The 26,419-nt window shown below is 43.0% G+C and carries 25 protein-coding genes and 2 pseudogenes; 20 read left to right on the top strand and 7 right to left on the bottom strand.

The genetic code is table 11. The features are described from left to right. Window positions 1-96: 96 nt before the first annotated feature. Window positions 97-1,035, bottom strand: coding sequence for a LysR family transcriptional regulator (locus NI470_RS10520; RefSeq protein ID WP_253148360.1), 939 nt, complete (start codon window positions 1,033-1,035; stop codon window positions 97-99). A gap of 118 nt (window positions 1,036-1,153) precedes the next feature. On the opposite strand from NI470_RS10520, the gene NI470_RS10515 reads away from it, so the two are divergent. The 9 genes and pseudogenes from NI470_RS10515 to NI470_RS10475 form a co-directional block, all read left to right on the top strand. Further along, the gene (locus NI470_RS10515) at window positions 1,154-2,119 is read left to right on the top strand and encodes an MFS transporter (protein WP_253148361.1); all 966 of its coding nucleotides are present in this window, start codon (window positions 1,154-1,156) and stop codon (window positions 2,117-2,119) included. A 9-nt stretch (window positions 2,120-2,128) separates the two neighbouring features. Continuing rightward, window positions 2,129-2,479 (top strand): MFS transporter, encoded by a 351-nt coding sequence (locus NI470_RS10510; RefSeq protein WP_253148362.1) that lies wholly within the window; start codon window positions 2,129-2,131, stop codon window positions 2,477-2,479. Between the two features lie 34 nt (window positions 2,480-2,513). Further along, window positions 2,514-4,037 carry a M81 family metallopeptidase gene (locus NI470_RS10505; protein ID WP_253148363.1) on the top strand — a complete coding sequence of 508 codons (1,524 nt, stop codon included), beginning with the start codon at window positions 2,514-2,516 and terminating at the stop codon, window positions 4,035-4,037. 331 nt (window positions 4,038-4,368) lie between these two features. Then, window positions 4,369-5,592, top strand: coding sequence for an efflux RND transporter periplasmic adaptor subunit (locus tag NI470_RS10500; RefSeq protein WP_253148364.1), 1,224 nt, complete (start codon window positions 4,369-4,371; stop codon window positions 5,590-5,592). Next, the gene (locus NI470_RS10495; RefSeq protein WP_253148365.1) at window positions 5,589-6,812 is read left to right on the top strand and encodes an ABC transporter permease; all 1,224 of its coding nucleotides are present in this window, start codon (window positions 5,589-5,591) and stop codon (window positions 6,810-6,812) included. Before NI470_RS10500 ends, NI470_RS10495 begins: the two co-directional genes overlap by 4 nt. Then, entirely contained in the window at window positions 6,805-7,521 is a 717-nt protein-coding gene (locus NI470_RS10490) for an ABC transporter ATP-binding protein (RefSeq protein ID WP_086044054.1), read from the top strand. The genes NI470_RS10495 and NI470_RS10490 overlap by 8 nt, the downstream gene beginning before the upstream one ends. Before the next feature lie 21 nt (window positions 7,522-7,542). Beyond that, window positions 7,543-7,905: a YidH family protein gene (locus NI470_RS10485; RefSeq protein ID WP_253148366.1), complete on the top strand. Its 363-nt coding sequence runs from the start codon at window positions 7,543-7,545 to the stop codon at window positions 7,903-7,905. An 82-nt stretch (window positions 7,906-7,987) separates the two neighbouring features. Next, a pseudogene (locus tag NI470_RS10480) lies at window positions 7,988-8,270 on the top strand (DUF6691 family protein); the annotation flags it as partial. Then, window positions 8,237-8,575, top strand: a pseudogene (locus tag NI470_RS10475) (hydroxyacylglutathione hydrolase); the annotation flags it as partial. The pseudogenes NI470_RS10480 and NI470_RS10475, both read left to right, overlap by 34 nt. Before the next feature lie 227 nt (window positions 8,576-8,802). Here NI470_RS10475 and NI470_RS10470 read toward each other — a convergent pair. Then, window positions 8,803-9,300 (bottom strand): Dps family protein, encoded by a 498-nt coding sequence (locus NI470_RS10470; RefSeq protein ID WP_180037591.1) that lies wholly within the window; start codon window positions 9,298-9,300, stop codon window positions 8,803-8,805. 759 nt (window positions 9,301-10,059) lie between these two features. Here NI470_RS10470 and katE point away from each other — a divergent pair. From katE to NI470_RS10435, 7 genes are all read left to right on the top strand, one after another. Then, entirely contained in the window at window positions 10,060-12,183 is a 2,124-nt protein-coding gene (gene katE / locus NI470_RS10465; RefSeq protein ID WP_219309946.1) for a catalase HPII, read from the top strand. 69 nt (window positions 12,184-12,252) lie between these two features. Continuing rightward, window positions 12,253-12,462, top strand: a complete 210-nt coding sequence (locus tag NI470_RS10460; RefSeq protein ID WP_005247038.1) for a hypothetical protein — start codon at window positions 12,253-12,255, stop codon at window positions 12,460-12,462. A gap of 52 nt (window positions 12,463-12,514) precedes the next feature. Then, complete coding sequence (locus NI470_RS10455) at window positions 12,515-13,498, top strand: acyl-CoA dehydrogenase (RefSeq protein ID WP_253148367.1); 984 nt, start codon at window positions 12,515-12,517, stop codon at window positions 13,496-13,498. Continuing rightward, on the top strand, window positions 13,486-14,271 hold the full coding sequence (locus tag NI470_RS10450; protein WP_253148368.1) for a PIG-L deacetylase family protein: 786 nt from the start codon (window positions 13,486-13,488) through the stop codon (window positions 14,269-14,271). The genes NI470_RS10455 and NI470_RS10450 overlap by 13 nt, the downstream gene beginning before the upstream one ends. Continuing rightward, window positions 14,261-14,875 carry a class I SAM-dependent DNA methyltransferase gene (locus tag NI470_RS10445; protein WP_005267169.1) on the top strand — a complete coding sequence of 205 codons (615 nt, stop codon included), beginning with the start codon at window positions 14,261-14,263 and terminating at the stop codon, window positions 14,873-14,875. The genes NI470_RS10450 and NI470_RS10445 overlap by 11 nt, the downstream gene beginning before the upstream one ends. Beyond that, window positions 14,872-15,585, top strand: coding sequence for a glycosyltransferase family 2 protein (locus NI470_RS10440; protein ID WP_253148369.1), 714 nt, complete (start codon window positions 14,872-14,874; stop codon window positions 15,583-15,585). The genes NI470_RS10445 and NI470_RS10440 overlap by 4 nt, the downstream gene beginning before the upstream one ends. A 205-nt stretch (window positions 15,586-15,790) precedes the next feature. After that, on the top strand, window positions 15,791-17,035 hold the full coding sequence (locus tag NI470_RS10435; protein WP_253148370.1) for an MFS transporter: 1,245 nt from the start codon (window positions 15,791-15,793) through the stop codon (window positions 17,033-17,035). A 25-nt stretch (window positions 17,036-17,060) separates the two neighbouring features. On the opposite strand, the gene NI470_RS10430 is transcribed toward NI470_RS10435, so the two are convergent. The 3 genes from NI470_RS10430 to NI470_RS10420 form a co-directional block, all read right to left on the bottom strand. Then, window positions 17,061-18,494, bottom strand: a complete 1,434-nt coding sequence (locus NI470_RS10430; RefSeq protein WP_253148371.1) for a trehalose-6-phosphate synthase — start codon at window positions 18,492-18,494, stop codon at window positions 17,061-17,063. Continuing rightward, entirely contained in the window at window positions 18,451-19,332 is an 882-nt protein-coding gene (gene otsB / locus NI470_RS10425; RefSeq protein ID WP_086044045.1) for a trehalose-phosphatase, read from the bottom strand. Before otsB ends, NI470_RS10430 begins: the two co-directional genes overlap by 44 nt. 1,057 nt (window positions 19,333-20,389) lie before the next feature. Next, window positions 20,390-20,584 (bottom strand): hypothetical protein, encoded by a 195-nt coding sequence (locus tag NI470_RS10420; protein ID WP_004730396.1) that lies wholly within the window; start codon window positions 20,582-20,584, stop codon window positions 20,390-20,392. A 503-nt stretch (window positions 20,585-21,087) separates the two neighbouring features. On the opposite strand from NI470_RS10420, the gene sbmA reads away from it, so the two are divergent. The 4 genes from sbmA to NI470_RS10400 all read left to right on the top strand — a co-directional run bounded on the left by sbmA (window position 21,088) and on the right by NI470_RS10400 (window position 25,221). Beyond that, window positions 21,088-22,281 (top strand): peptide antibiotic transporter SbmA, encoded by a 1,194-nt coding sequence (gene sbmA / locus NI470_RS10415; protein WP_004730392.1) that lies wholly within the window; start codon window positions 21,088-21,090, stop codon window positions 22,279-22,281. A gap of 687 nt (window positions 22,282-22,968) precedes the next feature. After that, complete coding sequence (locus tag NI470_RS10410; RefSeq protein WP_228722556.1) at window positions 22,969-23,949, top strand: hypothetical protein; 981 nt, start codon at window positions 22,969-22,971, stop codon at window positions 23,947-23,949. Window positions 23,950-24,226: 277 nt separating this feature from the next. Further along, window positions 24,227-24,748 carry a hypothetical protein gene (locus NI470_RS10405; protein ID WP_168386763.1) on the top strand — a complete coding sequence of 174 codons (522 nt, stop codon included), beginning with the start codon at window positions 24,227-24,229 and terminating at the stop codon, window positions 24,746-24,748. Window positions 24,749-24,825: 77 nt separating this feature from the next. Then, window positions 24,826-25,221, top strand: coding sequence for a lysozyme inhibitor LprI family protein (locus NI470_RS10400; RefSeq protein WP_004279354.1), 396 nt, complete (start codon window positions 24,826-24,828; stop codon window positions 25,219-25,221). A 151-nt stretch (window positions 25,222-25,372) separates the two neighbouring features. On the opposite strand, the gene NI470_RS10395 is transcribed toward NI470_RS10400, so the two are convergent. Together NI470_RS10395 and NI470_RS10390 are read right to left on the bottom strand one after the other, a co-directional pair. Further along, complete coding sequence (locus NI470_RS10395) at window positions 25,373-25,978, bottom strand: hypothetical protein (protein WP_253148372.1); 606 nt, start codon at window positions 25,976-25,978, stop codon at window positions 25,373-25,375. Window positions 25,979-26,037: 59 nt separating this feature from the next. Then, the gene (locus NI470_RS10390) at window positions 26,038-26,292 is read right to left on the bottom strand and encodes a hypothetical protein (RefSeq protein WP_253153974.1); all 255 of its coding nucleotides are present in this window, start codon (window positions 26,290-26,292) and stop codon (window positions 26,038-26,040) included. Window positions 26,293-26,419 lie beyond the last annotated feature (127 nt).

Genomic DNA, 26,419 nt, shown 5'->3' with positions numbered 1-26,419 from the left:
TTTTGAGTTCAATTGACGCCACCTCCACCAAAATTCTTGTTATAAATCAGCCGCTTATTTAAGTGGCTTTTTTATTGCCTAAATTTTATAAGCAATTTAAAAGAGCAAATCAAAACTAGAACGAATACGCTCAATTAATAAATGTTTCGACTCTGACAAATGGGTATTTTTGCGGACCATCAATTGGGTCTGAGCCGTGTTGCACAGCTCGGAATCAATAGTTAAGGCAACGGCCTGACCTTCTTTAACCGCATCTGCGATATCTGCATAGCGCATGGCGGAAATCCCATGTCCAGCCACCACATAATTTTTTAAGGCATAAATAGAATTGGTGGTCAGACCAATATTCAGGTTCACTTGTAAGCGCACCATTTCACTGTCGAGTAGCTGACGGAAACCATGCCCTACGGGCATTAAGGCAAATTTATAGTCTGAAATTTCGGAAAGACAAATGCGATGCTTGAGCTTGGCAAGAGGATGACCGGCAGGAACAGCCAGAATAAAAGGTTCTGTTTTATGGGCAATGGTGCTGATGTCTGTATGAAATGGAGGATTATACGCCAGTCCGATATGCGCCGAACTGTCCACGATATGTCGTACCACATGCTGGGCACTCATTAATTCTAACTGGATTTCAAGATTTGGATATTTATGATGCACATGTCGAAGTACATCATAAATCATGTGTTGCATATAACTTTCACTTGAAACAATGTTCACTTTGCCAAGTTGAGAAGATTGCAGCTGAAATAAACTGTCAAATAATTCATTTTCACGATTCTTATTTTCCTTGAAATACTCAAGTACCAGATAGGCGGCTTCAGTCGGAATAATGTGCCGCCCCTTACGTTTGAATAGGTTTATTTTTAGTTCAGATTCAAAGAGTTGAATTTGTCGGCTCATGGCGGACTGTTCAATATTCAGGATATCTGCCGCTTTGCGCATCGAACCGAACATCATCACCGTATAGAAATAACGCAAACGCTTTTCATTGATTCCGTTCAGTGGCGCAAGGAATTGCAAGTTTCTGTCCATAAAAACTCTGATGCCTTAAAAGCATCAGTATGCCTAAAAAATTACATTGTTATCAAGTCAGGAGCATGCTTACATGGGTTTTGAACAATAAGAAGATCTAGATAAAAAGGAGTTTTAGATGGATTTAATCACCTCCCGTCAACAACGGTTAGACCAGATTTACAAGAAAGTAAGCTGGCGCCTGCTGCCATTTTTATTGCTGTGTTATTTCTTTGCTTATCTGGACCGGATCAATATCGGATTTGCCAAGTTGCAAATGCAGCAGGAGCTGGGCTTTAACGATGCAATTTATGGCATGGCAGCCGGCATATTCTTTTTAGGTTATGTCCTGTTTGAAGTGCCAACCAACCTGTATTTTGAAAAAGTCGGCGCCAGAAAAACCATTACCCACATCATGATTTTGTGGGGCCTGACCTCCATGTCGATGCTATTTGTCACCACCCCGCAGATGTTCTATGTCTTGCGCTTTTTACTAGGCGTATTCGAAGCCGGTTTTGCCCCGGGCATGATTTTCTATCTGACCTATTGGTATTCCGGTGCACGCATGGCACGTGTCATGGCGATTGTCATGCTGGCCGGGCCGCTTGCTGGCATGTTAGGCGCACCGTTATCGACACAAATTATGAGTACTTTCCATCAGATTTATAATCTTTCTGGCTGGCAATGGTTATTTTTATTAGAAGCTGTGCCGACCGTGCTGTTGGGCTGCGTAGCGTACTTTTATTTAACTGATCATCCCTCACAAGCAAAATGGCTGTCCCAAGAGGACAAAGCCTTATTGGTGAAAGAAATTTCCCAACATCAGTCTGCCACTGGTCATAGTAATTTTAAAGCGGTATTAAAGGATCCTTGGATTTATTTCATGGCCTTGGCCTACTTCACCATTATCTGTGGGATCTATGCGATTGGCTTCTGGCTACCATCTTTACTGAAGTCGGGCGGTATCCAAAATTTGCAGATGATTGGTTGGCTGGTGGCGATTCCATATTTATGCGGTGCAATTTTCATGATCATTTTTGCCCGCAGCTCGGACAAATGGCAGGAACGGAAATGGCATTGTGTAGTGCCGACGGTATTGGCCTGAGTCAGCTTGATGTTGTCGGTGATGAGTGCGAATTTCCTGCTGTCCTTTATTGTGATCTGTACCGCAACGGCCTTTATGTTTAGTGCCTATACCATTTTCTGGTCAATTCCATCGAAATACTTAAGCGGTAGTGCGGCAGCAGGCGGAATTGCCCTGATTAACAGTATTGGATTACTCGGTGGTTTTGTCAGTCCAAATATTATGGGCATAGCGCAATCAATGACCGGTTCCATGCTGGCAGGCTGGTTCACGATTGCTGTGATCATGATGCTCGGTGGCGCTTTCCTAATTTATGCCTTCAGACTGAAAAAGCAAGCTGCGCCTCAGCAAACAACACGCGCCCGCCTTAATCGTCGATAAATAATCAATACGTAGCATAGGAAGGATTCAGGATATGAAGAAAATCATCATTGCGGGCTTTCAACATGAAAACAATACCTTTGCCCCGACCAAAGCAAGCTACGCGGATTTTGTCCAGGGTGGGGGATTTCCGCCGCTTAGCCGCGGCGCAGATATCCTGAAATTTCGGGAACAGAACATTCCGATTGGCGGTTTTATTCAACAAGCGGAACAATTCGGGTATCAACTTTTACCGGTGATCTGGGCGGGCACTTCACCTTCAGCGCATGTAGAGCAGGACACTTACCAGCGGATCTGTGATGAAATTATTGCAAGCATCCAGCAGCATCCGGCAGATGCGGTGTATCTGGATCTGCATGGTGCTATGGTCAGTGAACAGGTGGATGATGGTGAAGGCGAATTGTTAAGACGGGTTCGTGAAGCAGTTGGGCCGGATATTCCGGTAATTGCCAGTCTGGATTTCCATGCCAATGTCACGCAAGCGATGTTTGCCCATAGTGATGTGCTGATTTGCTATCGGACCTATCCGCATGTAGATATGGCCCAAACCGGACAACGTTGCGCTCAAGTGTTGGATCAAATATTCCGGGGTAAAAAGCTGCATAAGCAAATGTATAAGCTGCCGTTTTTGATTGCGCTGAATGCACAATGTACCGAGCTGGAACCTACCCAGTCTTGTATGAATTTACTCGAACAGCTAGAACAAAATAATCCTGTCCAGATGAATTTCACGCCGGGTTTTCCGGCGGCAGATTTTGCCGAATGTGGTGGTTGTATCTGGGGCTATAGTGAAAATGCTGTGCAGTTAGATCAGGCCATGCAACGCTATATCGCCCATGTGCTGCAACAAGAAACGCATTGGAATATGGGTTTTTTATCACCCGATCATGCCGTGCAGCAGGCGCTGCAATTATACCAACAGCATCATTCGACCAAACCTGTGGTGATTGCAGATACTCAGGATAATCCGGGAGCTGGTGGCGATTCGAATACAACCGGGATGTTATCGGCGCTACATCGACATCAAGTTAAAAATGGATTGATTGGCCTCATCGTAGATCCTGCGGTGGTGCAACAAGCCTATCAGTTTGAGCTTGGTCAGCATTTTTATGCGCAACTGGGTGGAACATCGGGTATTGCCGGGGATGCCCCATTTAGCGCTAAATTTAAAATCAAAGCCTATAGCGATGGAAAATTCAGCTATGGCGGACCCATGATGCATGGCGTCGAGGCGGATAGCGGCCCGAGTGTATTATTGGAAATAGACGGTATTGAAATTGCAGTCAGTTCCTATAAAGCCCAGTTGCTCGATCGTAATATGTTTAGAATTTTTGGTGTTTTGCCTGAAGATAAATCGATTATCGTGGTGAAAAGCTCGGTACATTTTCGTGCAGATTTTCAAGATATGGCTGCTGCCATTTTGGTCGCGAAAGCGCCTGGTGCCATGAAAGTAGACCCGAATGACCTGCCTTGGCAAAAGATTGATCCTGATAGACGACTCGTGCCGATGGGCGAAAGTCTGGCGCAACGTGATCAGCCATTGCGTCGTACTGTTTAACATTTAACTAATATCCAATTAACACCCAAACGATTGAACAGGCGAGCTCTATCATGATCTAGCCTGTTTTTTTTGATCACATCTCCATTTCCTTAAACTCAATATAATTTTCTGGTACCTGATCCCGCGTCTGAATCTGCCAAAGATGGACTAGTCTGATATCAAACAGGGCTAGCTAAAAAAAGCGGACAGGAATTCAACATTCTTTTCAAACTCAACAAAATACCTATAATTCCAATTAGAAACTTGTTGTAAATTAAACCTTAGGAAAAAAACAAATACAGTTTTGACTTTCTTATTTTAAATTAGACGAATCAACCGGAGATTCTCATTGCGCGCTGCCCGCTATAAAATTTTGCTCATTATCGTATTGCTACTGGCAGTAGGGTTTGCTCTATTTCGTTGGTGGCAGGGGCCAGTGGTGCCTAGTTATACGCTGAGTGCCATGCCGCTGGTACAAAATGTTGTTGCGACCGGACGTGTTGCGACAGTTTCACGTGCCCAGGTAGGCAGTGAAATTAGTGGTGTGGTTCTGCAACGTCTGGTGCAGGAAGGCGATCAGGTTAAACCGGGTGATCTGCTGGTGGTATTGAAATCGGATGAATTGCTGGCCCAAGTCAGACAGGCCGAGCTGGCATTGACCGAATTGGCAAGCAGCCGACGGCCACAGGCTGCAGCAGAACTGGCCAGTGCCAAAGCCCAGCTGGAGCAAGCCAGCCGAGAAGCTACACGTCGACGTAATGCAGAAGCCGGTATCCTGTCGAGGGAAGAAGTCGAACAGGCTGTGGAAGCAGAAAGAGTCGCGCGCAATAATTATGAGACAGCTCGGGTAAAAGCAGCCGCATTGGCTGCGGGTCAAGTCGAAGAAGCGTCGCTTCGGGAGCAGCTTGCAGTGGCACAGGCTCAACTGGCCAAAACCAAGATTCGGGCTGCGGTCGCCGGCACAGTACTGACACGCGATGTCGAGCCGGGTGATCTGGTTCAGCCGGGACAAACTTTATTTACCATTGCGTTAACAGGGAATACAGAAATCCGGGTACCGCTAGATGAGCGGAATTTACCGCAACTCGCCTTGCAGCAAAATGCGACCGTCATTAGCGATGCCTATCCGGATCAGTCTTTCCCAGCTCGGATCAATTTTATTGCGCCAAGTATTGACCCACAGCGCGGTACAGTAGAGGTCAGGTTAACTGTCAATCCCGTACCAGATTTTCTGCGTCAGGACATGACAGTATCGGTGAATGTCGAAACGGCCAAACGAGCACGGGCACTGGCTATTCCAAATGATGCTTTAAGCAGTATCAAGGGAGACAAGGCCGTGGTCTTAATGGTACGTGATGGAAAAATACAGCGTCAGCAGATTACTTTAGGCTTGCGTGGCCTGGCCATGTCGGAAGTGAAATCCGGGCTGAGCGAGGGTGATCAGGTGCTGGCAGATGCCGAATCTTCATTGGAGGATGGCACCAGAGTTCGCTTAAAACCACAACAGAGTTCATTACAGAATTCTGCTGATATGGCCAATAGTAAAAATGAATTACCGGTGAACTTCGATTGAAAAATTTATTCGGGCGGCTCTGGATCGAATGGAAAATCGCGGTCAGTTTTTTGCGTGAGGGTTGCGCGCAGTCCATCATGATCACCATCGGGGTTGCTGTGGGCGTAGCGGTGATCGTCTTTATCACCGCGTTGATTCAGGGGCTGCAAGCCAATATTGTCGAACGTACCTTAGGTACACAGGCGCATATTCGCCTGTTGTCACCGGATGAAGTCAACCGGATTGTGTCACCTCCCGCCGGAACAGTGCAATTATTGCAGGAAGATAAGCGGGCGCAGCGCCTGCGTTCAATCAACAATTGGCAACAGATTACTGAAACACTGGATCAGTTACCTGTACTGACAGCCGTCTCGCCAGTGGTGTCTGGCCCTGCCTTTGTACAACGCGGTGATGCGATTGAATCCGTGGCCTTAGTCGGGATGAATTTGGAGCGTTATCAGCAGATCATTCCACTAAAAGAATATTTAACCAGTGGCCAGTTGCGGGTCGGCGCGGATGATGTGCTGATTGGCAGCCAGTTGGCCAAAGATCTCGGTGTTCAGGTCGGCAGCAAGTTGCGACTCGATACTGGTCAACAGAACAGTGCCTTGGTGAATATTGCCGGTATTTTTGAGCTGGGCGTACGTGAACTGGATGCGCGTTATGTCTATCTGGATCTTAAGCAGGCACAATCTTTACTCGGTCTGCCGGGCGGGGTAACAGTGATTGATCTGACCATTGCCAATATTTTTGAGGCAGACCAGGTTGCAGCACAAGTCGGACGCCTGACCTCATTAAAAGCCGAAAGCTGGATTGAAACCAATGCCCAACTGATGAATGCCATTACCGCACAAAGCCTGTCCACCAATATGATTATTGTGTTTGTCGCAATTTCAGTGGCTTTCGGAATTGCCAGCGTCATGTCCGTTAGTGTGGTGCAGCGCACCCGGGAAATTGGTATTTTGCGGGCGACAGGTGCAACCCAATCGCAAATCCTGAGAGTTTTTCTGTTTCAGGGTGCAATCTTTGGCTTGCTCGGTTCAGTGCTGGGCAGCATAGTCAGTTATGGTCTGGTATGGGTATTTAATAATTTTGGGCCGGGATTATTCTATATTCCAATTTCGATTGAACTGGTGATTTTGGCGCTATTGTTGGCGACATTAACAGGTGTACTGGCCGCAGCGGTGCCATCACGCCGGGCAGCAGCACTCGATCCAGTGGAGGCGATTCGTCATGTCTGAGCAATCTCAGGAAGTTCTGCGTCTGGAAGCGCTACGCAAGTCTTATAACATTGGACAGCCCAATGAAGTTGAGGTTTTGCATGGCATTGACCTGCGCATTGATCGCAACGACTTTGCTGCACTTATTGGCCCTTCCGGTTCTGGAAAAAGTACCTTACTGAATATTCTGGGACTGCTAGATAAACCAACGAGCGGCGAGCTGTACTTGTTGGGACAACCTACCAGTGCGATGGATGACACCGGTCGTACGGCGCTGCGCGGCAACAGCATCGGGTTTGTATTTCAGTTTCACCATCTGATTCAGGCATTTAGTGCACTGGATAATATTCTCATGCCTTTAATGATGGCGCATGGCAAACCGGATCAGCAGGCAATGCAACGCGCACGTGATTTACTGGCGGCAGTGGGGCTGGAAAAATTTGCCGAGCGTAAACCGAATGAATTGTCCGGAGGACAGCAGCAGCGGGTGGCCATTGCTCGGGCCTTGATTACTGAGCCGGCATTATTATTGGCCGATGAACCGACAGGTAATCTGGATACCCAGACCGCGGCTGATATGTTTGAACTGTTTCGTAAAGTGCATCGTGAACGCGACTGCGCCGTACTTTTAGTCACGCATGATCCGCGCCTGTCTGCCACTTGTGATCGTACCATCAATCTGGTCGATGGCCGGATTGAAAGTGATTCGAGCAATCCGCATCAAGATTAATCCAAACTGCAAGGAACCAGCATGTCCAACTTACAGGATCCAAGAGTTTTATTTGCCTTAGAAAGAACTGCGTTGGCCTGGAATTGTAGTGGGCTGGCCTTGATTGCTTTTGGCTTTGTGATTGAAAAATCAAATTTACTGGCGCAACTGGTCGATCCGGAAAAATACCAGAATAAAATTATTTATAGTCACTGGCTGGGAATTGCAGTGATTCTATTCGGTATGTTGATCAATATCGGTTCTATCCTGCAATATCGGGCTGGTCTCAGATCTTTGACCCCGGCAGAATTTATTTCTGACTATCAGATCCAGCATCCTGTGTTGTTAAATTTATTTACTGTATTGACCGGAATATTGTTAATTATTTCATTCTGGATTAGTTAAAAGATGAATGCTGAAGAATGAATGAACATATTCAGTCACCATTCTCGACTTGATTGAATTTAAATATTACTCGGTAGGCCTGATGATTTCTGGTATGGCCAATCCTGAAAAGGTTCTGGATTTCCTGGATATTTTGGCGACTGGGATGTGATGCTGGGCGCGATAGTGATTGTCTTTATTTCATTTCAAAAAACCAGTCGAAGACCGTATTTGATGAACCGATCCAGTTACCGACCAATCAGAAAATTGATTCTAGACTGGTGACGGGCAGTCTTTTATTTGGTATCGGTTGGGGAATTGCCGGTATTTGTTGGGCACCCAGTTTGACCTTAAAGGCAGTGCCGCGACTTTATTTGATTCGGTTCAAAAACTGTATCAGTTACCGGACGCCACCCGGGTATTTTTATGTCATGACTATCTGCCGGAACATCGCGAGCACTTTGTCTGTGAAACTGATATTCAGACTCAGAAGCAGCACAATATCCATATTCACACTGGCACGACCAAAGCTGATTTTGTTGAAATGCGCCAGCAGCGGGATGCCAAACTGAGCATGCCCAAACTGATTTTACCTGCGATTCAGATCAATATGCGTGCTGGTCAACTTCCTGAAGCGGAAGAAAACGAAATTTCTTATTTAAAACTGCCCTTAAATTATTTCCATGCCTGAACTTGAAATAAACGCCACATTCAAAAAGGATGTAGGCGATTGCCTACATCCTTAAATTTTGACGGTTTAATTTTAATGATTCTGTTTTTTAGCTTGATCTAACCATTGAGCACCGGTAAATCATATCTAATCAAAGCGTCAGGATGAAGCCGAACTTTAATGGCACTACCGCAAGTTTCCGCTTCATCCTGTGGGTAGCCTGCTCTCAAAGATTTGATCCGGTTTTATTATTCCAGATTACTTCTCAGCATCCAGGCAGTTTTTTCGTGTACTTCCAGTCTTTGCGTGAGAATGTCAGCAGTCGGCTGATCATTGGCTTCTTCAATGATCGAAAAAATACTTCTGGCGGTACGCGCCACAGTTTCATGTGCATCTACCAGTAAACGTATCATTTCTTCAGCTTTAGGCACACCTTCGACTTCTTTAATGGAGGTGAGTTTTACAAACTGTTTATAAGTACCGGGTGCTGCAAAACCCAAAGCCCGAATACGTTCAGCAATGATGTCCAACGCATTCCATTGCTCGGTATATTGAGTCATAAACATGTTGTGCAGGCTGTTGAACTGGGGGCCGGTGACATTCCAGTGGAAATTATGGGTCATCAAATACAGGGTATAACTGTCTGCTAAAAGTCTGGATAAACCATCGACAATTTTGGCGCGATCATCATGCGAAATCCCGATATCAATTTTCATTGCTTTAGATTCTTTTTTAGAAGAGGCCATGCTCTTACTCCTTCAAACTTAACGCGATACGGTGTATTAAAATAAAGTCGGATGTATCTGAAGCCCGAGCCAAGAGATGAAATGATCTCTATGACTTTGTATTTGATCTAACAGGCTAAGAGATTTAAGTGGTTATAAGTTATAGATATTAGATCAATATAAAGGCAGGAAGTTTAGTCATTATGTATAAGCAGGACGCGGGATTGTAACTATTTAAATCTGTCAAATTTTGACTATACTTCAGCGGTAGCACGTTAATTTCTCATAGCAAATTGAACTTCTAAAAAGTCCTAATCATTTCAGGATTGAAACATCGTTTTGGGTTATGACGCTTATTTGTGAGCAAGATCACATATCACCATACTGAATCTTTATTTCGAAATATCTCTGTGAAATTTTAATATTTTATTTTAAATAAATAACTTAGATAAAAATTTAAATCATAAATAAACCCGAAATTTATAAAAAATAACACAATGCTGCCTTAATTAAACAAGGCACTACAAACAATAATAAATCTCTTTCTCAAATGCAGTTATGTTAGGACACAGGCGAAACCAATAACAATATTCCCAGAAAAGCAAAAATGCTTCGAGTCAGCATATTCAGAAGAAATGTGAGGCTGATACAGGATCGGCTGTAGCAGATTGACTTGCGGGATGATTTTGATTCGGTAAGCCATGCAATATATAAGCTCAAGCGACTTTGAGATAGACCAAAAATATCTGAACTAAACTCAAGCTCAGCAAGGAATACATCATGAAAATTAAGGCCAATAGCCCCGCGACTGGTAAAGACGGTTTAGACAAACAAAATACCAATAAAAAAAGTGAACAGCTCGACGCATATCGCAGTGATGCGACCGAACAGGCACTCACTACCAATCAAGGGGTTAAAATTTCCGATAACCAGAACAGTCTCAAGGCAGGCGTTCGCGGTGCGACCTTGATCGAAGATTTTATTCTCCGGGAAAAAATTACCCATTTTGACCATGAGCGAATTCCAGAACGTATTGTGCATGCCCGCGGTGTCGGCGCACATGGCTATTTTGAGGCTTATCCGGGGAATGAAAAACTGACCAAGGCAGGCTTCCTGACCAATACCAGTGTGCAAACGCCAGTATTTGTGCGTTTTTCTACCGTACAGGGACCACGTGGTTCAGCAGATACGGTACGTGATATCCGTGGTTTTGCCACCAAGTTTTATACGGATGAAGGTAACTTCGATCTGGTAGCGAATGATGCGCCGGTATTCTTTATCCAGGATGGGATCAAGTTCCCGGATTTTGTACATGCAGTCAAACCTGAACCTCAGACCGAGATTCCTACCGGTGCATCTGCACATGATACTTTCTGGGATTTTGTTTCTTTAGTGCCTGAATCTGCACATGCGGTGATGTGGGCCATGTCGGATCGGGGTATTCCGCGTAATTTAAGAGCCATTCAAGGCTTTGGTGTACATACTTTCCGTTTTATCAATGCCGAGAATAAAGCGGTTTTTGTTAAATTCCACTGGACGCCAAAACAGGGTCTAGCCCAACTGGTCTGGGATGAAGCACAAAAACTGGCGGGTAAAGATCCGGATTTCCATCGTCGTGACTTATATGAAGCGATTGCCTCCGGTAACTATCCGGAATGGGAGTTGGGTGTACAGGTCGTCCCAGAAGAAGATGAGATGAAGTACGACTTCGACTTGCTGGACCCAACCAAAATTATTCCGGAAGAACTGGTGCCGGTGACGCCGATTGGCAGAATGGTGCTGAACCGTAATGTCGATTATTTCTTCGGTGAAACCGAGCAGGTGGCATTCTGTCCGGGACATATTGTGCCAGGACTGGATTTTACCAATGATCCATTATTGCAGGCCCGTCTGTTCTCTTATACCGATACTCAGCTCAGCCGTTTAGGTGGTCCAAACTTCCACCAGATCCCAATTAACAAGCCGGTTTGTCCATTCCACAATAACCAGCGTGATGGTTTACACCAGCGTATTGTACATACCGGTCAAGCCAGTTATGAGCCGAATTCGATTGACAATAACTGGCCGACTGAGACTCCGCCAGCTGAACAAGGCGGTGGTTTTGAAAGCTATCAGGAGCGTATTGATGGACACAAGATCCGTCAGCGTAGCGAATCATTCAGTGATCACTTTAGTCAGGCCCGTCTTTTCTACCGCAGCCAGGCACCACATGAGCAAAAGCACATTGTCGATGCCTATGTCTTCGAGCTGAGCAAGGTGGAGCGCAAATATATTCGTGAACGTGAAGTACTTGAAGTGCTCTGCAATATCGATCTGGACTTGGCACAGCAGGTTGCTGACCAATTGGGTATTGAAATTCCGGCAGAGAAAAAGGCGGCAAAATTGCCAGAGGTGCAGGTTTCACCACGTTTATCTTTTGAGGCATTTAAACCTGAAGATATTAAGGCACGCAAAATTGCGCTATTGGTGCACGACAAGGCCAATGAGGCCAGTATCAAAGCTGTTCAAGCTTGGGCAGAATCAGAAGGGGCTGTGGTCGATGTACTGACCCCAAAACCGGGCCCGGTACTGGGTCAGCAAGGCGAGGTGATTCCTTCCGATGGTATGCAAAAAGCAGAACCATCCATTGCCTATGATGCCGTGGTGATTGCTGACGGTGATAATTACGATGTGGTAATGAAAGACGGTGTGGCGACTCATTATCTGCTGGAAGCCTACAAGCATTTAAAACCAATCGTGTTCCTGGGTGATAAAGGCAAGCTGATTGAAGATCTGCGTTTGGTTAGCGATGAAGGAACTCTGGCAAACGGACAGTTTGAAGCAGTACAAGATAGCTTCAAGACTTTAATCCTAAACCATCGTGTCTGGACGCGTGAAGCGATTGCGGAAGCGATTCCTGCCTAAACGATTCAATTTATGTTAGAGGATAGAGGCTAAGGCTTCTATCCTCATGGTTTTAAAATGGATGAAGAGATGGTAAGACTGGATGTCAAAAAGTTGTTGGCTCAAGCACAACAAGCCAAATGGAGCAGAGAACAGGACATTTATCTCATTGAACATAATCATTTGCCTTTAGCTGAACTAATGCAGCAACTCTGTTTCAATGAAGAAGAGATTAATGCACGGCGTAAGGTACTAGGGCTGACCACACGTTTAAAACAAATGCGCAAGCTTTCTCATTAACTGACTTTAAAAACACAACAACATTATCCGTATTTTATGAGGAACCGCATGCATGAACCTCGGTTCAATATTACAAAGATTTGAAAATTCTCCTCTGGAGCTACAAGAAAAAATTCAGCACACTTTAATGGAACTGGTGGCGATTTCCGAACAGGTGCCTTATCCCGCTTCCGGAGCGACCTTAAAACGCTGGCAGATACTCAGCCAGGTTTCAGCCAGCAATCTGAGTCTGGGTAAACTCTATGAATCGCATTTAGATGCTTTAGCTATTCTGCATGAACTGAATATTCCGGTAGAACAAAAAGGCTTATGGGCAGTATGGGCAGCAGAAGGTGGCCCCAAACCTTTAACATTGCAAGCAGGAAAGCTAAGCGGAATTAAGCCTTGGTGTTCTGCATCGGTCTGGGTGCAACACGGTCTGCTGACTCACCGTGATGAGCAGCAATATTCACAATTACTGATTCTAGATTTGTCGCAAGAAGGCATTCAGCATCATCAGGATGCCTGGCAGGCAGTGGGCATGCAGCATACCTTGACTGCCCGGCTGGAACTGGATCATGTTGAGGTGGAAAAAGTCGCAGCTCCAAATGCCTATCTGGATCGGCCCGGATTCTGGCATGGCGCCGCAGGTGTGGCCGCGTGCTGGTATGGCGCAACCGTGCGTTTGGCTGAATATTTAAGACAGGCAGTATTGTTAAAACCGCATGCCTATAAGGCCATGTATCTCGGTGAAATTAGTCGGGAGCTTTTAGCGACACAGTCCTTATTTTATCAAGTTGCTGCATTGATTGATCAGCAACCGCAACACGCACATGAGTTAAAGATTCGTAGCCTACGTGCTCAGGTGGAAGCGACTGCCTTAAATGTACTAACTCATGTGGGTAAGGCCCTTGGTGCTGCGCCGTATTGTGAGCATCCGCATTTCGCCCGGCTTGCAGCAGATCTTCCGGTATTTATTCGTCAAAGTCATGCTGCATTTGACTTGGAGCGGATTGGCGAGCTGACTGCACAGGAGGAACAATTATGGACGTTATAAGACATGAGATTGTAGGGGATCGTGTCATCCATGGTGAAGGCACAAGACTTGAAGAATGGCGTTCCTGTCAGATCCTGCAACAGATGCCGGAATTTGATATTCCTAAGGTTATTCCTCTAGATGCCAGAGTCTGCATCATTGCCCCTCATCCTGATGATGAAATTTTGGGCTGTGGAGGCCTGATTCAGCGTCTGGACAAACTTGGCTATCAGATCGTACTTTTTGCCGTTACCAATGGGACAGCCAGTCATCCCGGCTCTAGTCTGTATACTCCCGAAGAGTTGAACCAGATTCGTCCTGCTGAAACGCGAGCAGCTTTAGAAGCATTACCTTTAAAACAGAATATTCTGCGGATCGCTTTAAACATTGAGGATGGTAAAGTCGCAGAACAGCGGAATGTGTTGCAACAGCATCTACAATCTTATCTGCAGCCGAATGATGTGTTAATTAGCACATTTGTTCATGATGGACATCCAGATCATGAAATTACGGGGCAAGTCACACAGCAGCTGGCCACTGAACTTCATTTGCCCTGTATTCAGGTCTTGATTTGGGCATGGCATTGGGCAGCCCCTGGAGATACCAGAATTCCCTGGGCCATTGCTCATCAACTCAAATTAACTGAGGAAGAATTACAGTATAAGTCTCGAGCTGCGCGGTGTTTTAAGAGCCAGATCGAGCTTGATCCGACGATAGATCAATCACCGATTCTGCCAGAGCAGGCATTGCAACGTATTCTACAGCCCTGGGAGGTGTATCTGTATGAACAGTAAAGCAGCCTATGATCAGGAATATTTCGATGCCTTATATGCACTGAATCAGGGAGATCCCTGGCAATATGAACAGCGTTGGTATGAACAGCGCAAACGGCAGATTTGTCTGGCGATCTTGCCGCACTTGCAGTTTGACTCCGCGATTGAGATTGGTTGCAGTAATGGCATCTTTAGTCAGGAACTGGCGCGGCGGACAAATAGCTTAATGTGTCTGGATGCCAATAATACTGCGATCCATTTGGCGCAGCAGCGTTTACAAGCTTATCCGCATGTACAGGTGTTACAGCGGATCGTGCCAGATGATTTGCCCGAACAGAAATTTCAGCTCATTGTCGTCAGTGAGATTTTATATTATTTGAACCCGATTGCTCTGCAACAGGTGCTGACATGGCTGCATACTGCACTGGAACCGGGCGGATGTATCTTGAGTTGTCATTGGCGCGCGCCAATCTCGGGATTTAGCCTAAATGGTGAAGATGTCCATCAGTATCTCAAAGCGCATTTAAACTATTCCCATCGTTTAAGTTTGCAGGATTCCGATTTTTTGATAGATCTCTGGCTGAATTCAGCGCAATCCGTAGCAGAGCAGGAGGGCTTAAGATGAAAAAAATCGGTGTGGTGATTCCGGCCTGTAATGAAGAAGCCTATATTGAACGCTGTCTGTTAGCCTTAAAATCAGCACAAACTTATTTTTTTCAATATTTTAAAATAATAGAAAATCTTCCTGAAATCCAGATTCTCGTGGTCTTGGACCATTGTACTGATAGCACCGCCGTTAAAGTTCAGCAAATGGGCATTCCGGCTATGAGCTGCGACTTCCGAAATGTCGGTAAGGCACGCCATTTGGGGATTCAGCAAATGATCGAGCAGGGCTGTGACTGGATTTGCTGTACCGATGCCGATTCATTCGTACAGTGTGACTGGTTTCAGATGATGTTACAGCATCAACCCACCGATGCGATTTGTGGTGTGGTCGAGCTGGATCAATGGGATCATTTAAGCCGGAAAACCCGTCAGGCTTATCTCCGACATTATCAGGACAGCATGGGACATCGGCATGTTCATGGCGCAAACCTGTGTTTTAAAGCTTCGGCTTATATACAGGTCAATGGGTTTCAGCAACTGGACTGTCATGAAGATGTCGATTTCATCCGTCGTTTAGAAAAAGCTGACGCGCAGATTGTCTGGTCGAATCAGCTGAGAGTCACTACCAGCAGTCGTCTTAGCTCAAAAATTGCTGCAGGTTTTGCCCATTTTCTGCAAAAACTTGAGCTTAAGCAGGCCGCGAAAAAACCGATCAGCCTGTGCAAATAAAAGCATAAAACTATAAATTTTATACAATCAGACACTTGTAAAAAATCTTAAAATTCGTGTCTAAAAACTATTCCATTTAAATTTATTCTGTTTATAATTCACGCAAATTCAGCCCCGCAAACTTATACATTCTAGCTATAAGTCTGTGGGGTTTTTCTATGGATGAACGGTAATGGATGCCTGAGCCTTCTTTTTTGGTAATACAATGTTCAATCAAACACTGCTTTCTCGAATTCAGTCTCCATCACCATATCTATGGCAGAAAATAGCGACTGCGTTATGCTTCTTTAGCTTGGGCTTTAGTACTGCGGCTTGGGCACCCTTAATTCCATATGCACAGCAGCGCCTGTTATTAAATCATGCTGATTTTGGCCTGTTATTGCTGTGTGCCGGAATCGGTTCAATGCTGGCGATGCCGCTGGCCGGTCGACTGGCCAATGCCTTGGGTTGCCGTGCTGTTTTGGCCGTAATTCTCAGTGCATTTTTATTTATTTTGCCTGCTCTGGCTTATAGTCCGAATCATTTAATGATGGCAATCAGCCTGTTTTTCTTTGGTGCCAGTGCCGGTGCTTTGGGCGTGACTGTCAATATCCAGGCTGCACAGATTGAGAAAAAACTCGGTAAAAGTTTAATGTCGGGTTTTCATGGAGTGTGTAGTTTAGGTGGTCTGGCAGGCGTACTGGGCATGACCATGTTAATGGGACTTGGCTTGGCGCCTTTAACCGGTGCGGTGATTGTCAGTGTAATTTTGCTGCTTATTGCCTTATTCGCTGTTCCTTTAAGTTTGGGTGCTGAGCCAAAAACAGCGGTAGAAGAAACATCACCAGAACAACCGGTAAAAAAAGCAGCACCGACCTGGGCAATTTTAGGTATTGGTCTGATCTGTTTTGTGGCTTTTCTTTCGGAAGGTGCCGCCATGGACTGGAGTGGTATTTATCTTGCTACTGAGTTCAGCCTGCCTGCGGCGCAAACCGGTTTAGCTTATAGTTTCTTTGCGGGTTTGATGGTACTAGGACGTTTTAGCGGTCACCTGATTATTCAGCAGTTTGGTGAAAAAAATACAATTCTATTAAGCGCACTCTTGGCTGCAACCGGTTTATTAACCGTGGTCTTTGCCCCAGTCTGGCAGGTGGTATTGGTAGGTTATGCGATTTTAGGTTTAGGTAGCGCCAACATTGTACCGCTGATGTTTTCCCGCGCAGGACGTCAGAAAACTTTGGCTTCACATGTGGCATTGTCTTATGTATCGGTATTTGCTTATACAGGTTCATTGATTGGACCGGCATTGGTTGGCTTCGGTAGTGAAATCATCGGATTGAGCTTAGTATTTAGCGTCATTGCGATTGGTCTATTGAGTATTGTGATTTTGAATCATCTCACTGCAGACCCAAGCGAAGTGCAACACAGCGAAGAGATTGTGGCTCCTCTTCAAAACGAAACACCAGCTTAATGCTGGTGTTTTTTTATTTAAAAATTTAGGCATGCACACTGAACTGGTTTGAAGCTCCTGCAGCCACCGGACGATAGATCCGCAAGCTTTGTGAGTTTTTCAGGTCGGTGATAAACTGATCACGCCAGCGAATAATATCGAAATTTTTCAAGCCTTGGCTTAAATAACGATAGCGCTCTAAACGTTCTGATTTAGACATACGTAGCGCTTTCTTCAAGGCTTTGGCCATACTGTCATGCTCATAAGGATCGACCAGTAAGGCTTCTTTCATTTGTTCAGCAGCACCGGCATATTTAGAAAGAATCAAGACACCCGGATCTAAAGGATCTTGTGCAGCAATATATTCCTTGGCGACCAGATTCATGCCATCCCGGATCGAATTTACCCAGCAAATATCAGCCTTACGATACAGTTGCATCAAGGCTTCATGACCCAAGGTGTCATAGCTGCAATCAAAGGGTAACCAGTCCGTTGTGCCATGCTGGCTATTGAGTTCATGCACGGCAGATTTAAATTGCGTATACAGGTTCTTATAGGTTTTTACATCCAGTCGGCATGGGCAGGCAATTTGTAATTGCTGGAATTGATTTTTAAACTCCGGTTGATCTTCCAGCAAGCTCTGCAACGATCCGATTTTCTCCAATAAGCCTTTACTATAATCAATCCGGTCAACTGAAATGATGGTTTTATAAGGCTGCACTGTATCCAGATCAAAGGGAAGCTTTTCCAGATGGGTATCTGAGGCCTGATTCTGTAGCTGCACAGGATGCACACCAATCGGATAGCATTTCACATGAATCTTTCGAGATTGATAATTCAGGATTTCATTGTGACGATGCTGCACTTTTAAGGTCTGTTCAAGGAAATTTAAACAGTTTTCCTGATCGCGAGAGGTCTGTAAACCCAGTACATCGTAGTTGGCCAAATGATGTGCCAGATCGCGATGAGCGGCTAAAGTCTGCCAGAGCCTTAGTTCAGGAAAGGGAATATGCAGGAAAAATCCAATACGGTTACGCATGCCCAGTTTACGGCAATAATGTGCCACGCTTAAAAAATGATAATCATGGATCCAAATGATGTCATGTGGAGATGTCACCTGTTTCAGGTGCTTGGCAAAACGCAAATTGACATCCTGATAGATCTTAAAATCCTGCGGCTGATAATCTACAAGTTGATGCTGGTCGTGCATCAGCGGCCACAATGCATTGTTGGCAAAACCACAATAAAAGCCTTGATATTGGGATTCAGTCAATGGACTCGTGTGATATTCAACATTTTGATGCTTCAGGATTTGAAACTTCTGCTCTTTCGTCTGGTCAACTCGGGATCCATTCCAGCCAACCCAGATACCGCCTATATCCTGCAAAGCATCCTGCAATGCCACCGCTAATCCACCTGCCTGTGTATTGTCTGACTTAGGTAGATTTACACGATTTGATAACACTATGAGTTTCGACATGTAATTTCTCCAATAATAATTGTTGTTGTGCTTTCAGTATTTCTAAAAATTCTGCTAGAAAAGCCTGTACTTGAGTCACGTTCTCGAGGCGATGTTGTGCCACGGTGTTGCCTGTACCGACTTTGATAGAGCAGCCTTTGAATGTGTTGATGACTTGAAAACCGGCTTCGTCGGTCAGGTCATCTCCGATAAAAATGGGGTAATGATCACTTAAGTGATATTGCTGAATGATTTGCTGGATGGCTGAACCTTTATTTGCCCCTTTGGGCACCAGTTCGAATACAAACTTTCCAGCCTTAAGTTCAAAATCCTGAAAATGAGTAAGACAATTCAAGGCAAATGCATGCACTTGATGCTCTAAATAGGGATGTTCACGAAAATGCAGGGCGACTGAATAGTCTTTAATTTCTATTCGAGTCTGAGGAATATTATTACTATGTTCTGTAATATAATTTTTTAATAATTCAAACTGTTTAGGATTTAAATCAATTAACTTGCTTAAACGCGATTGATAGCTTAATTCCAGACCGTGAGAACCGGCAATATTCCAGTCAAATGGATAAATAAGTTTTTGGGCTTGTGCAATTGAGCGACCGGTCACTAATATTAGCTGAATATATTGTTGTAACTCTTTTAAGGTATTTAAGGTTCCGCTCTTAATTATACTTTTTGCTGGATCTGGGTGGAATTCAGAAATGGTTCCATCAATATCAAGAAATAAAACAAGTTCGTGAGAATAAATAATAGGTTTGAGCTGATTTAAAATCACTTGAGGTAATATATAAGAAGATGTAGCAAGTGAATCTTCTAGGTCTTGATCTTCTTTGAGAATCGACATAAATACTACCTAAGCCTCTGAAATTAAATTGATTTAAAAGTTAAAACTACCTGAATGTTCATTGATCTGATTAAATTTATAACATATTTCATTTAACAGACTGGCTTTAAGTGCAGAAACGAAACACTTTTAACAAGTACAGTTACTTTGTAAGATTTAGAAATATTTTGGTAGAAATCCAGTATTGTTAATAAATTTTAAAAATAAATTATAAGGATTTTATATTTTAAAGTTTTCTTGGATTGATTGTTTTTTAGGGTTTTAGATAATAAGATTTATTATTTAATCGTTATTTTTGAATATGTATTTTGTAATTAATTTTTCAGAATATAGTATTTATTATTAATTTGTATTTTATTTTTTAAATATATGGGGAGATATAATTTTGAGATATTTTTAAATATAATAATTTAAATAAATTTAAAAATTGAGCATATATAATAAAAAATGTAAATTAAGTTCATGAAAATTAATATTTTTTACAATTGGCTAAGCTGTCTTAAAAGGAAAAATACTAAAATTGTCTAGAGGGAAATTTCGTATTATTAAATTTTCCCGGGACTAATTGGAGAGCTATACAATTTAAACAGCCTCTTAATTTAGCATCTCAGATTATTTTTTAATTCTTATTGGTAAATTTTATCAGAGGATAAAAAATCGAAGAAAGACGAACTCCAGCTCTATTACTGAACTCTCAAAATAACTTGAATATTCTTTTTTGAATCGAAGCGTAGGTGTTAGATGAAGTTGAACTAAACAGAGAGAAGAGATGTAAGGGTGGTATTACAATGACAGAGCAGATACAAAAGACGGAAAAACAGATCATCAGTGATCTTACATAGGTCAAAAAACTAAGTGATGTTTCAATTAATTTTTTTTTGCTCAAATGGACATGAGCCAATTTAAAATCAGTAACTGATGATAGAAGAGGCAAGAAATAATTTTTTGAAAAAATAATAAAAGAGCAATCAAAGTGGAGAGAAGCTAAGGGTCGTATCGTATAAGTTAAGAAACCAAACTCAGATACAACCCGTCTACTTGTATGAGGGAAAAATACTCAGATTTCTCGCCACACTTCATTTTCGTCTTTTAGAGGAATGGTAAAGTTAAAGTCATCATCATTACTGACCAGAAGACTGGTTGGAGTCTGCATGACCACTTTCAAAACAGTACCTGCTTCAAAAATAATAGGATCGCAGTTTTCTTTTTGTAGAGTCACCGGTTTAAGTAATTCAATTACTGAACTTTCCATAGTTTTTTCCAAAATAAGATTACTTTTCGATAATTAAATCATAGCATGATTTTTGAAAATTTAACTGTTTCTTCAAAAACTGAGAACTTGATCAATGACTTATTCAAATAGGGAGTAGTGCTCTATTTAGATTAAAGATACCTAGAAGACATGCAGTATGCCTGATTTTCATCCTATTCTCGCAGTGCTCAGAAGCATGAAATTCTTTTACATAAACCCGACAGATAACAGGCATAAAAAAGTCTATCAAAATAACGAAAGGTCAAAAATATTATGATTTTTCTGTTTTTTGATATCGCTCGGCTAAATGATAAAAATCGAGAATATAAGGAAAATCATAACGCAGAGCTGAATGATAAAAATAATTTTCTAGAGACTCGATATCTTTCTATCCTTTTTTACACTAAATTGAAAATTAATGCTTTATAACAGTAAAAATCTAAAATAAGAATAAACTATGCGTCATTTGAATGACCAAGAGATATAAGGAGAACTGGGTCGGCATGTTTAAGTCATTTTTCCCGCAACCCGTCTGGTTTTTTAGCAGCCTGATTTTGTGGTTTATCATTAATCTTGTACTTTGGCATAGTGGCGGATCAGGATGGGGAACCTATCTGGGTTTTCCTGAAGGTTATTTTGATGAAAAGCTTACAATCGGTATCGGGCGTTTCTGGTCAGCTCAATTCATCTGGTTCTATCTCTGGTATTTCATTGCAACTACGATATTTGCGCTGTTCTGGCAATGGAAAGCCAGACACCGATGGCAGCGCTGGTCGGTCTGGGGCTCGGCATTTATTCTGTTTAATATCTGGTTCGGGGTACAGGTCAATGTCGTATTAAACGAATGGTATAGCCCGTTTTATGATCAGATTCAACAAATGCTCACGAAGGGTGGTGGGGATGTTTCATTGCTGTATCAAGGCGCATTAACCTTTATTTATATTGCGATGGTTTATGTCACTTTAGCGGTATTTAACCTGTTTTTTGTCAGCCATTATGTCTTCCGCTGGCGTACCGCGATGAATGATTATTACACCGCACATTGGGAGCAGTTACGTCATATTGAAGGTGCATCACAACGTATCCAGGAAGATACCATGCGCTTTGCCAAAACCACGGAGCAGTTAAGTGTTTCCTTGATCGAAGCGCTGATGTTGCTGATGGCATTCCTGCCGATCTTATATCAGCTCTCTAGTCATGTGAAAGTTTTACCGATTGTAGGGGAAATACCGCATGCTTTAATGTGGGCCTCGATCGGCTGGGCGGTATTGGGTACGGTCATTTTAATGGTCGTGGGAATGAAATTGCCCGGACTGGAGTTCAATAACCAGAAAGTTGAGGCAGCCTATCGTAAAGAGCTGGTCTATGGCGAAGACTATGCTGATCGCGCACATCCGCTGACATTACAAGAACTGTTTAGCCGGGTACGCTGGAATTATTTCCGGTTGTATTTTCACTATGCTTATTTCAACATGGTTCGGATCTGGTACTTGCAGTTAGACAATATTTACGGATTATTTATTCTGTTTCCAAGTATTGCAGCAGGGGCAATTACTCTTGGTTTGATGATGCAAATCCTGAATGTATTTGGCAAAGTGCGGGAATCTTTCCAGTATCTGATTCTGTCTTGGCCGACGATTATTGAACTGATGTCGATCTATAAACGCTTAAAAGCATTTGAATCACATATTGATTAATTTTTTCTCATATTATTATCCTGCTTTATCAGCCAAACAGTTTTAGGTTTGGCTTTTTTTAGGGCGAGTTAATTTACAAAATCCAATAGAAAATATCGATCTGACCGTTGGTCAGATGACTTGGGTAAATCGTGTCAGAACCTCCCAATATTGGGGTATTCAGATATTTTTTTCTTGTCTAAAATCCTAAGGGCCAGCCAAGATGGCGTTTAATTTCCGGTGGTTTGACGTATAAAAATAACAAATGTACGTTGAGGAAATTATTCTTATGCTGATCTTGTTCAGGCAATGTTATAGCGGATAAAAGGTAAATTTATTACCCATTATAATAAAGGTCTGTAGCGTTCCCTGAATAAGCCGCCGGAGAAGGACTCACCGCCTTCTTCGGTTTTTTATGTGTTTTTTCTATCTTTTTCTTGAGTCCTGAATGGAATTGTTTATTATTTGAACTGATTTAAAATGATACTTGTGTCAATTTTTATCACATGAAGTTTGGCATAATCAGCAAAGTTGAGGCTGATATGTGCCTTTTTACCATTTAAATATTATAGTTATCAATATCTTGTGTTTGTTGTTTTGTGCTATTTAAGCTATGTTATACGGGATTTTGGGGTTGAGATATTTGCTGTGAAGCTAAAAGTAATAATTCTAATAATAGGGGCAGCAGCTTTAGCTGGATGTAATAGCGTGAATCGGTTGAAATCAGAGGTTTTACATCCTTTTGCCAGTCCGGAAGAACTAATTGCCAAACGGGCTTTGAATCAACGTGATGGTAGTGCAAAAGATTATGTTTATCTTTGGGGACAAGCTCAGAAAAATAACACGACTCAGGCCATGTATCCGCGTTCGATACTGACGCAATATTGTCATGAACAGGGCGGTAAATTTTCCCTGCTGTATAAAAGTAATTTTAGTGCCGTGGCAGATGTTGCCCAGCGTAAACGCCTGAGTGCCAATCGGGGTGTTGTACAAGGTAGCGGTGCCTATCAGTGTCGTATGGATGACCTGACTGAAAGCTGGATTGTCTCGATTGAACCAACTTCTGAACGACAAGTTGATAAATCTAGCCAGACGCGTAGTGTTCGACTACTCACCCAGGTCATGAGCCCTTCTCAAGCAAAAAACTTTTATCGTCCAACTAAAGCCAGGGTTGCTGTGGAGAAAACCACCCCTGCATTGATAAAAACCATGACTCCTCCTAAGACTCCTGTCGCAAAGACGACAAATGAACTGAAGGAATCAGCACGTAAAGAGCTGGAGAGGAAAGAATTAGAGCGAAAGGAATTAGAAAGAAAAGAGCTTGAGAAAAAAGAAGCAGAAAAAAAGCAGCTAGCAGCGGCATCAGCTCGAGCTACAATAGCAGAAACACCGCAACAACATCAGATGAAGATTTATGTGGCAGCGCGACGTGATATTAATAGTGGCAAGAATCTGAATAATGCCTGTAACAACGCCCAGCGTGCCTATAACTACGGTAAATTGCAGGGCACTGAGGGAACACGTGTCTATACTGAATCAGGGATGTTGGTTGCACGCTGTCTGAACAGTATTCCGGTCTATGCCAGCCGTTTCCCAAATGCTAAAGCGCAATCCAAGCGGATTTTGCAGAATTTGGCCAATAATTATAATCATGCCGGAGCCAAGAATATGCTCAGGCAGGTGAAGTAGGACTATTTTTTCCTTCTTAATCCATCCTCTTTCGAGCATCCTTAAAATACATTCTGAGGATGCTTTCACTCGCCTTTTTTTTAAAGTGGCGTCTTAAAAAATGCTGAACAGAGACGGGGATTTCTAATCTCAAACTCACATTTACACTCAATACACCTAATCAGATATCGGTCTTTTGCCCGTGGCTTGTGTATTGCCATAAATTACAGAGTAATAACACGGGCAAGGTGCGAGTCTATGATACAAAGTAGCTGATTGTTAAAAAAGAGATTCGCTTATGTCACGCCAAACTGAGGTTATCCGTCGCAGATTTACAGCTAAAATTCGGTGGGGATTAATGGCAATGGCCTTGATGGCTACCACCGAAATGGCTATTGCGGGGCCAACCGTCGAGCAGCTGAGTAACTGTCTGGTGAAATCCACCACGGCAGCAGATAAAACAACGGTGCTGCAATGGACCTTTGTTGCCTTATCTGCACATCCGGAATTGAAGAAATTCAGTAATGTGAATGAAGCACAAAGAACCCAGCTGGATAAAAATTTAGCCCAAGTATTGCAGCGTATATTGGTAGAGCAATGTTCTGCACAGACCAAAGCGGTAATTGCTGCGGAAGGCGTACAAGCGGTGGGTGACAGTTTTCAGGAACTTGGACGGATTACCGGTGAGGAAATTTTAGAAAATCCTGAAGTGAAAAGTCAGCTTAAAGGTGTGCTGCGTTATGTGGATTTAAATAAACTGGTGGTCACTTTCTTGACACCGGATGTGTGGAATAAGTTGGGTGAGTTAAGAGGGAAATAACTGATTGAATGCATGCGTGCCAGGGTCCAATTATGGTATTTATTATGAATAACATAAATGAAAAGATAGGGGTTGTTATGTTCAAACGCACTGCTTTATTGGGTTTAAGTATGTTTATACTTCCTCCTGCGCTGTACGCAGGGGACAATGATTTGAGTCGGCAATACTCAAATTGTATGGATCGCTCAGGTGGCGTTACTGTAAATATGCTGGATTGTATTGCGGCCGAAACAGATCGCCAAGATACACGGTTAAATAATGCCTATAAACAGACGATGGCATCGCTGAATGCAAACCGTAAAAAACAGCTTCAAGAGGTTCAGCGTCTCTGGATTCGCTATCGTGATGCCAATTGCGATTTTTATGCCGACCCGAATGGAGGGACGATTGCAACTGTAAATAGCAATAGTTGTTACATGGAAGCGACTGCCGCACGTGCGACTGAATTAGAAAATTTAAGAGAAGAGTATTAATTTAAAAAAATCCTCTCCCTAGCCCTCATCCTTTCTTGCGCTTCATTTTAAAGCAGTGCTTTAAAACTTGCTCAGGAGAGGGAACCACGCGTATCAATTGATGACGTGGCAAGTCCTCCTTTGAAAAAGGGGGATTTGGGGGGATTAATGATTACAATAAATCAGGATAAAACTTCTCAAACTCCGGATTTATAGCTTCACCCCGCAACAAATAACCTTTCGGTTGAATATAGCTATAAATTTCCCGTGCAGGCTGTTCATGCCAGCCAATATTAAAAGCACAAAGTTTTGGGAAAAATTGTAGATGGCTATAGTTCAGATTGTTATGAATCCAATAGGCAAGCTGTCGCCAGTTGGATTGGTCTTTTTCATACAGTTCTAGAAATGAAGGAATGACTATACACGCCGTTGCGCCGTAGCCTTTTTTGTCGGGATAGTCCCAAATATGGCTGGCAAAGTTTTTCTCATTGCTGGCACAGTTGTGTCCTTTTTCATTGCCAAGTTGGTTGACGCTTGGTGAGCGATATGCGGAGCGAATTGCAATTCGTCCAAATTTATCTTGGAGTGGTTCGAGCAGTTGCTCGCACAGTTGTGTACCTGTGTAGATGGCTTTTTCAGGATGATCGGGGAAGTTGGGTACACCATACCAATTAGCGATTTCGCTATAGAGGAAGTCACGCATAAAGAAAGACTTTGAAAGTTGAATTCGTCCTAAGTCTTCGAGTTTAGCGATAGATGATACTTTTTTGATGCTCATATGTATTTTTATTCAGATATAAAAACCTGCTAATTAATGAGCAGGCTTTTATTAAAAAATTACCCTATAGACTTCATTAATTCAGGAATATATGGCGCTAAAGAGGACCAAAGAGTTGCGATTGATGCACTGTTTGATAATAAAGATTCGAATGCTGATTTTCTTTCAGGATGACTTTGAGCATTTTCAATATTATTTATGTCAGTATTTAGAGTCTCCTTAATTGGGTCAGATTCTCGAGAGTTATTAATAACCTCACGAATTTGGTTACAAACCTGTTGTAACGCCTGGTTATAAATTTGATTAACACTCATTGTATTGTTATGACCACTTTGAATCATACTTTGCTGTATTAGATCTCTTGCGAAAGTAAAAAATTGTTTATACTAGCCCCATGAAATATGAAAATTTAACTCGATTTAATGATGGGGAATTTAAACG

Source organism: Acinetobacter lwoffii (assembly GCF_024129115.1).
Classification (GTDB): domain Bacteria; phylum Pseudomonadota; class Gammaproteobacteria; order Pseudomonadales; family Moraxellaceae; genus Acinetobacter; species Acinetobacter lwoffii_T.
This window is presented reverse-complemented; position numbering and strand designations above follow the sequence as displayed.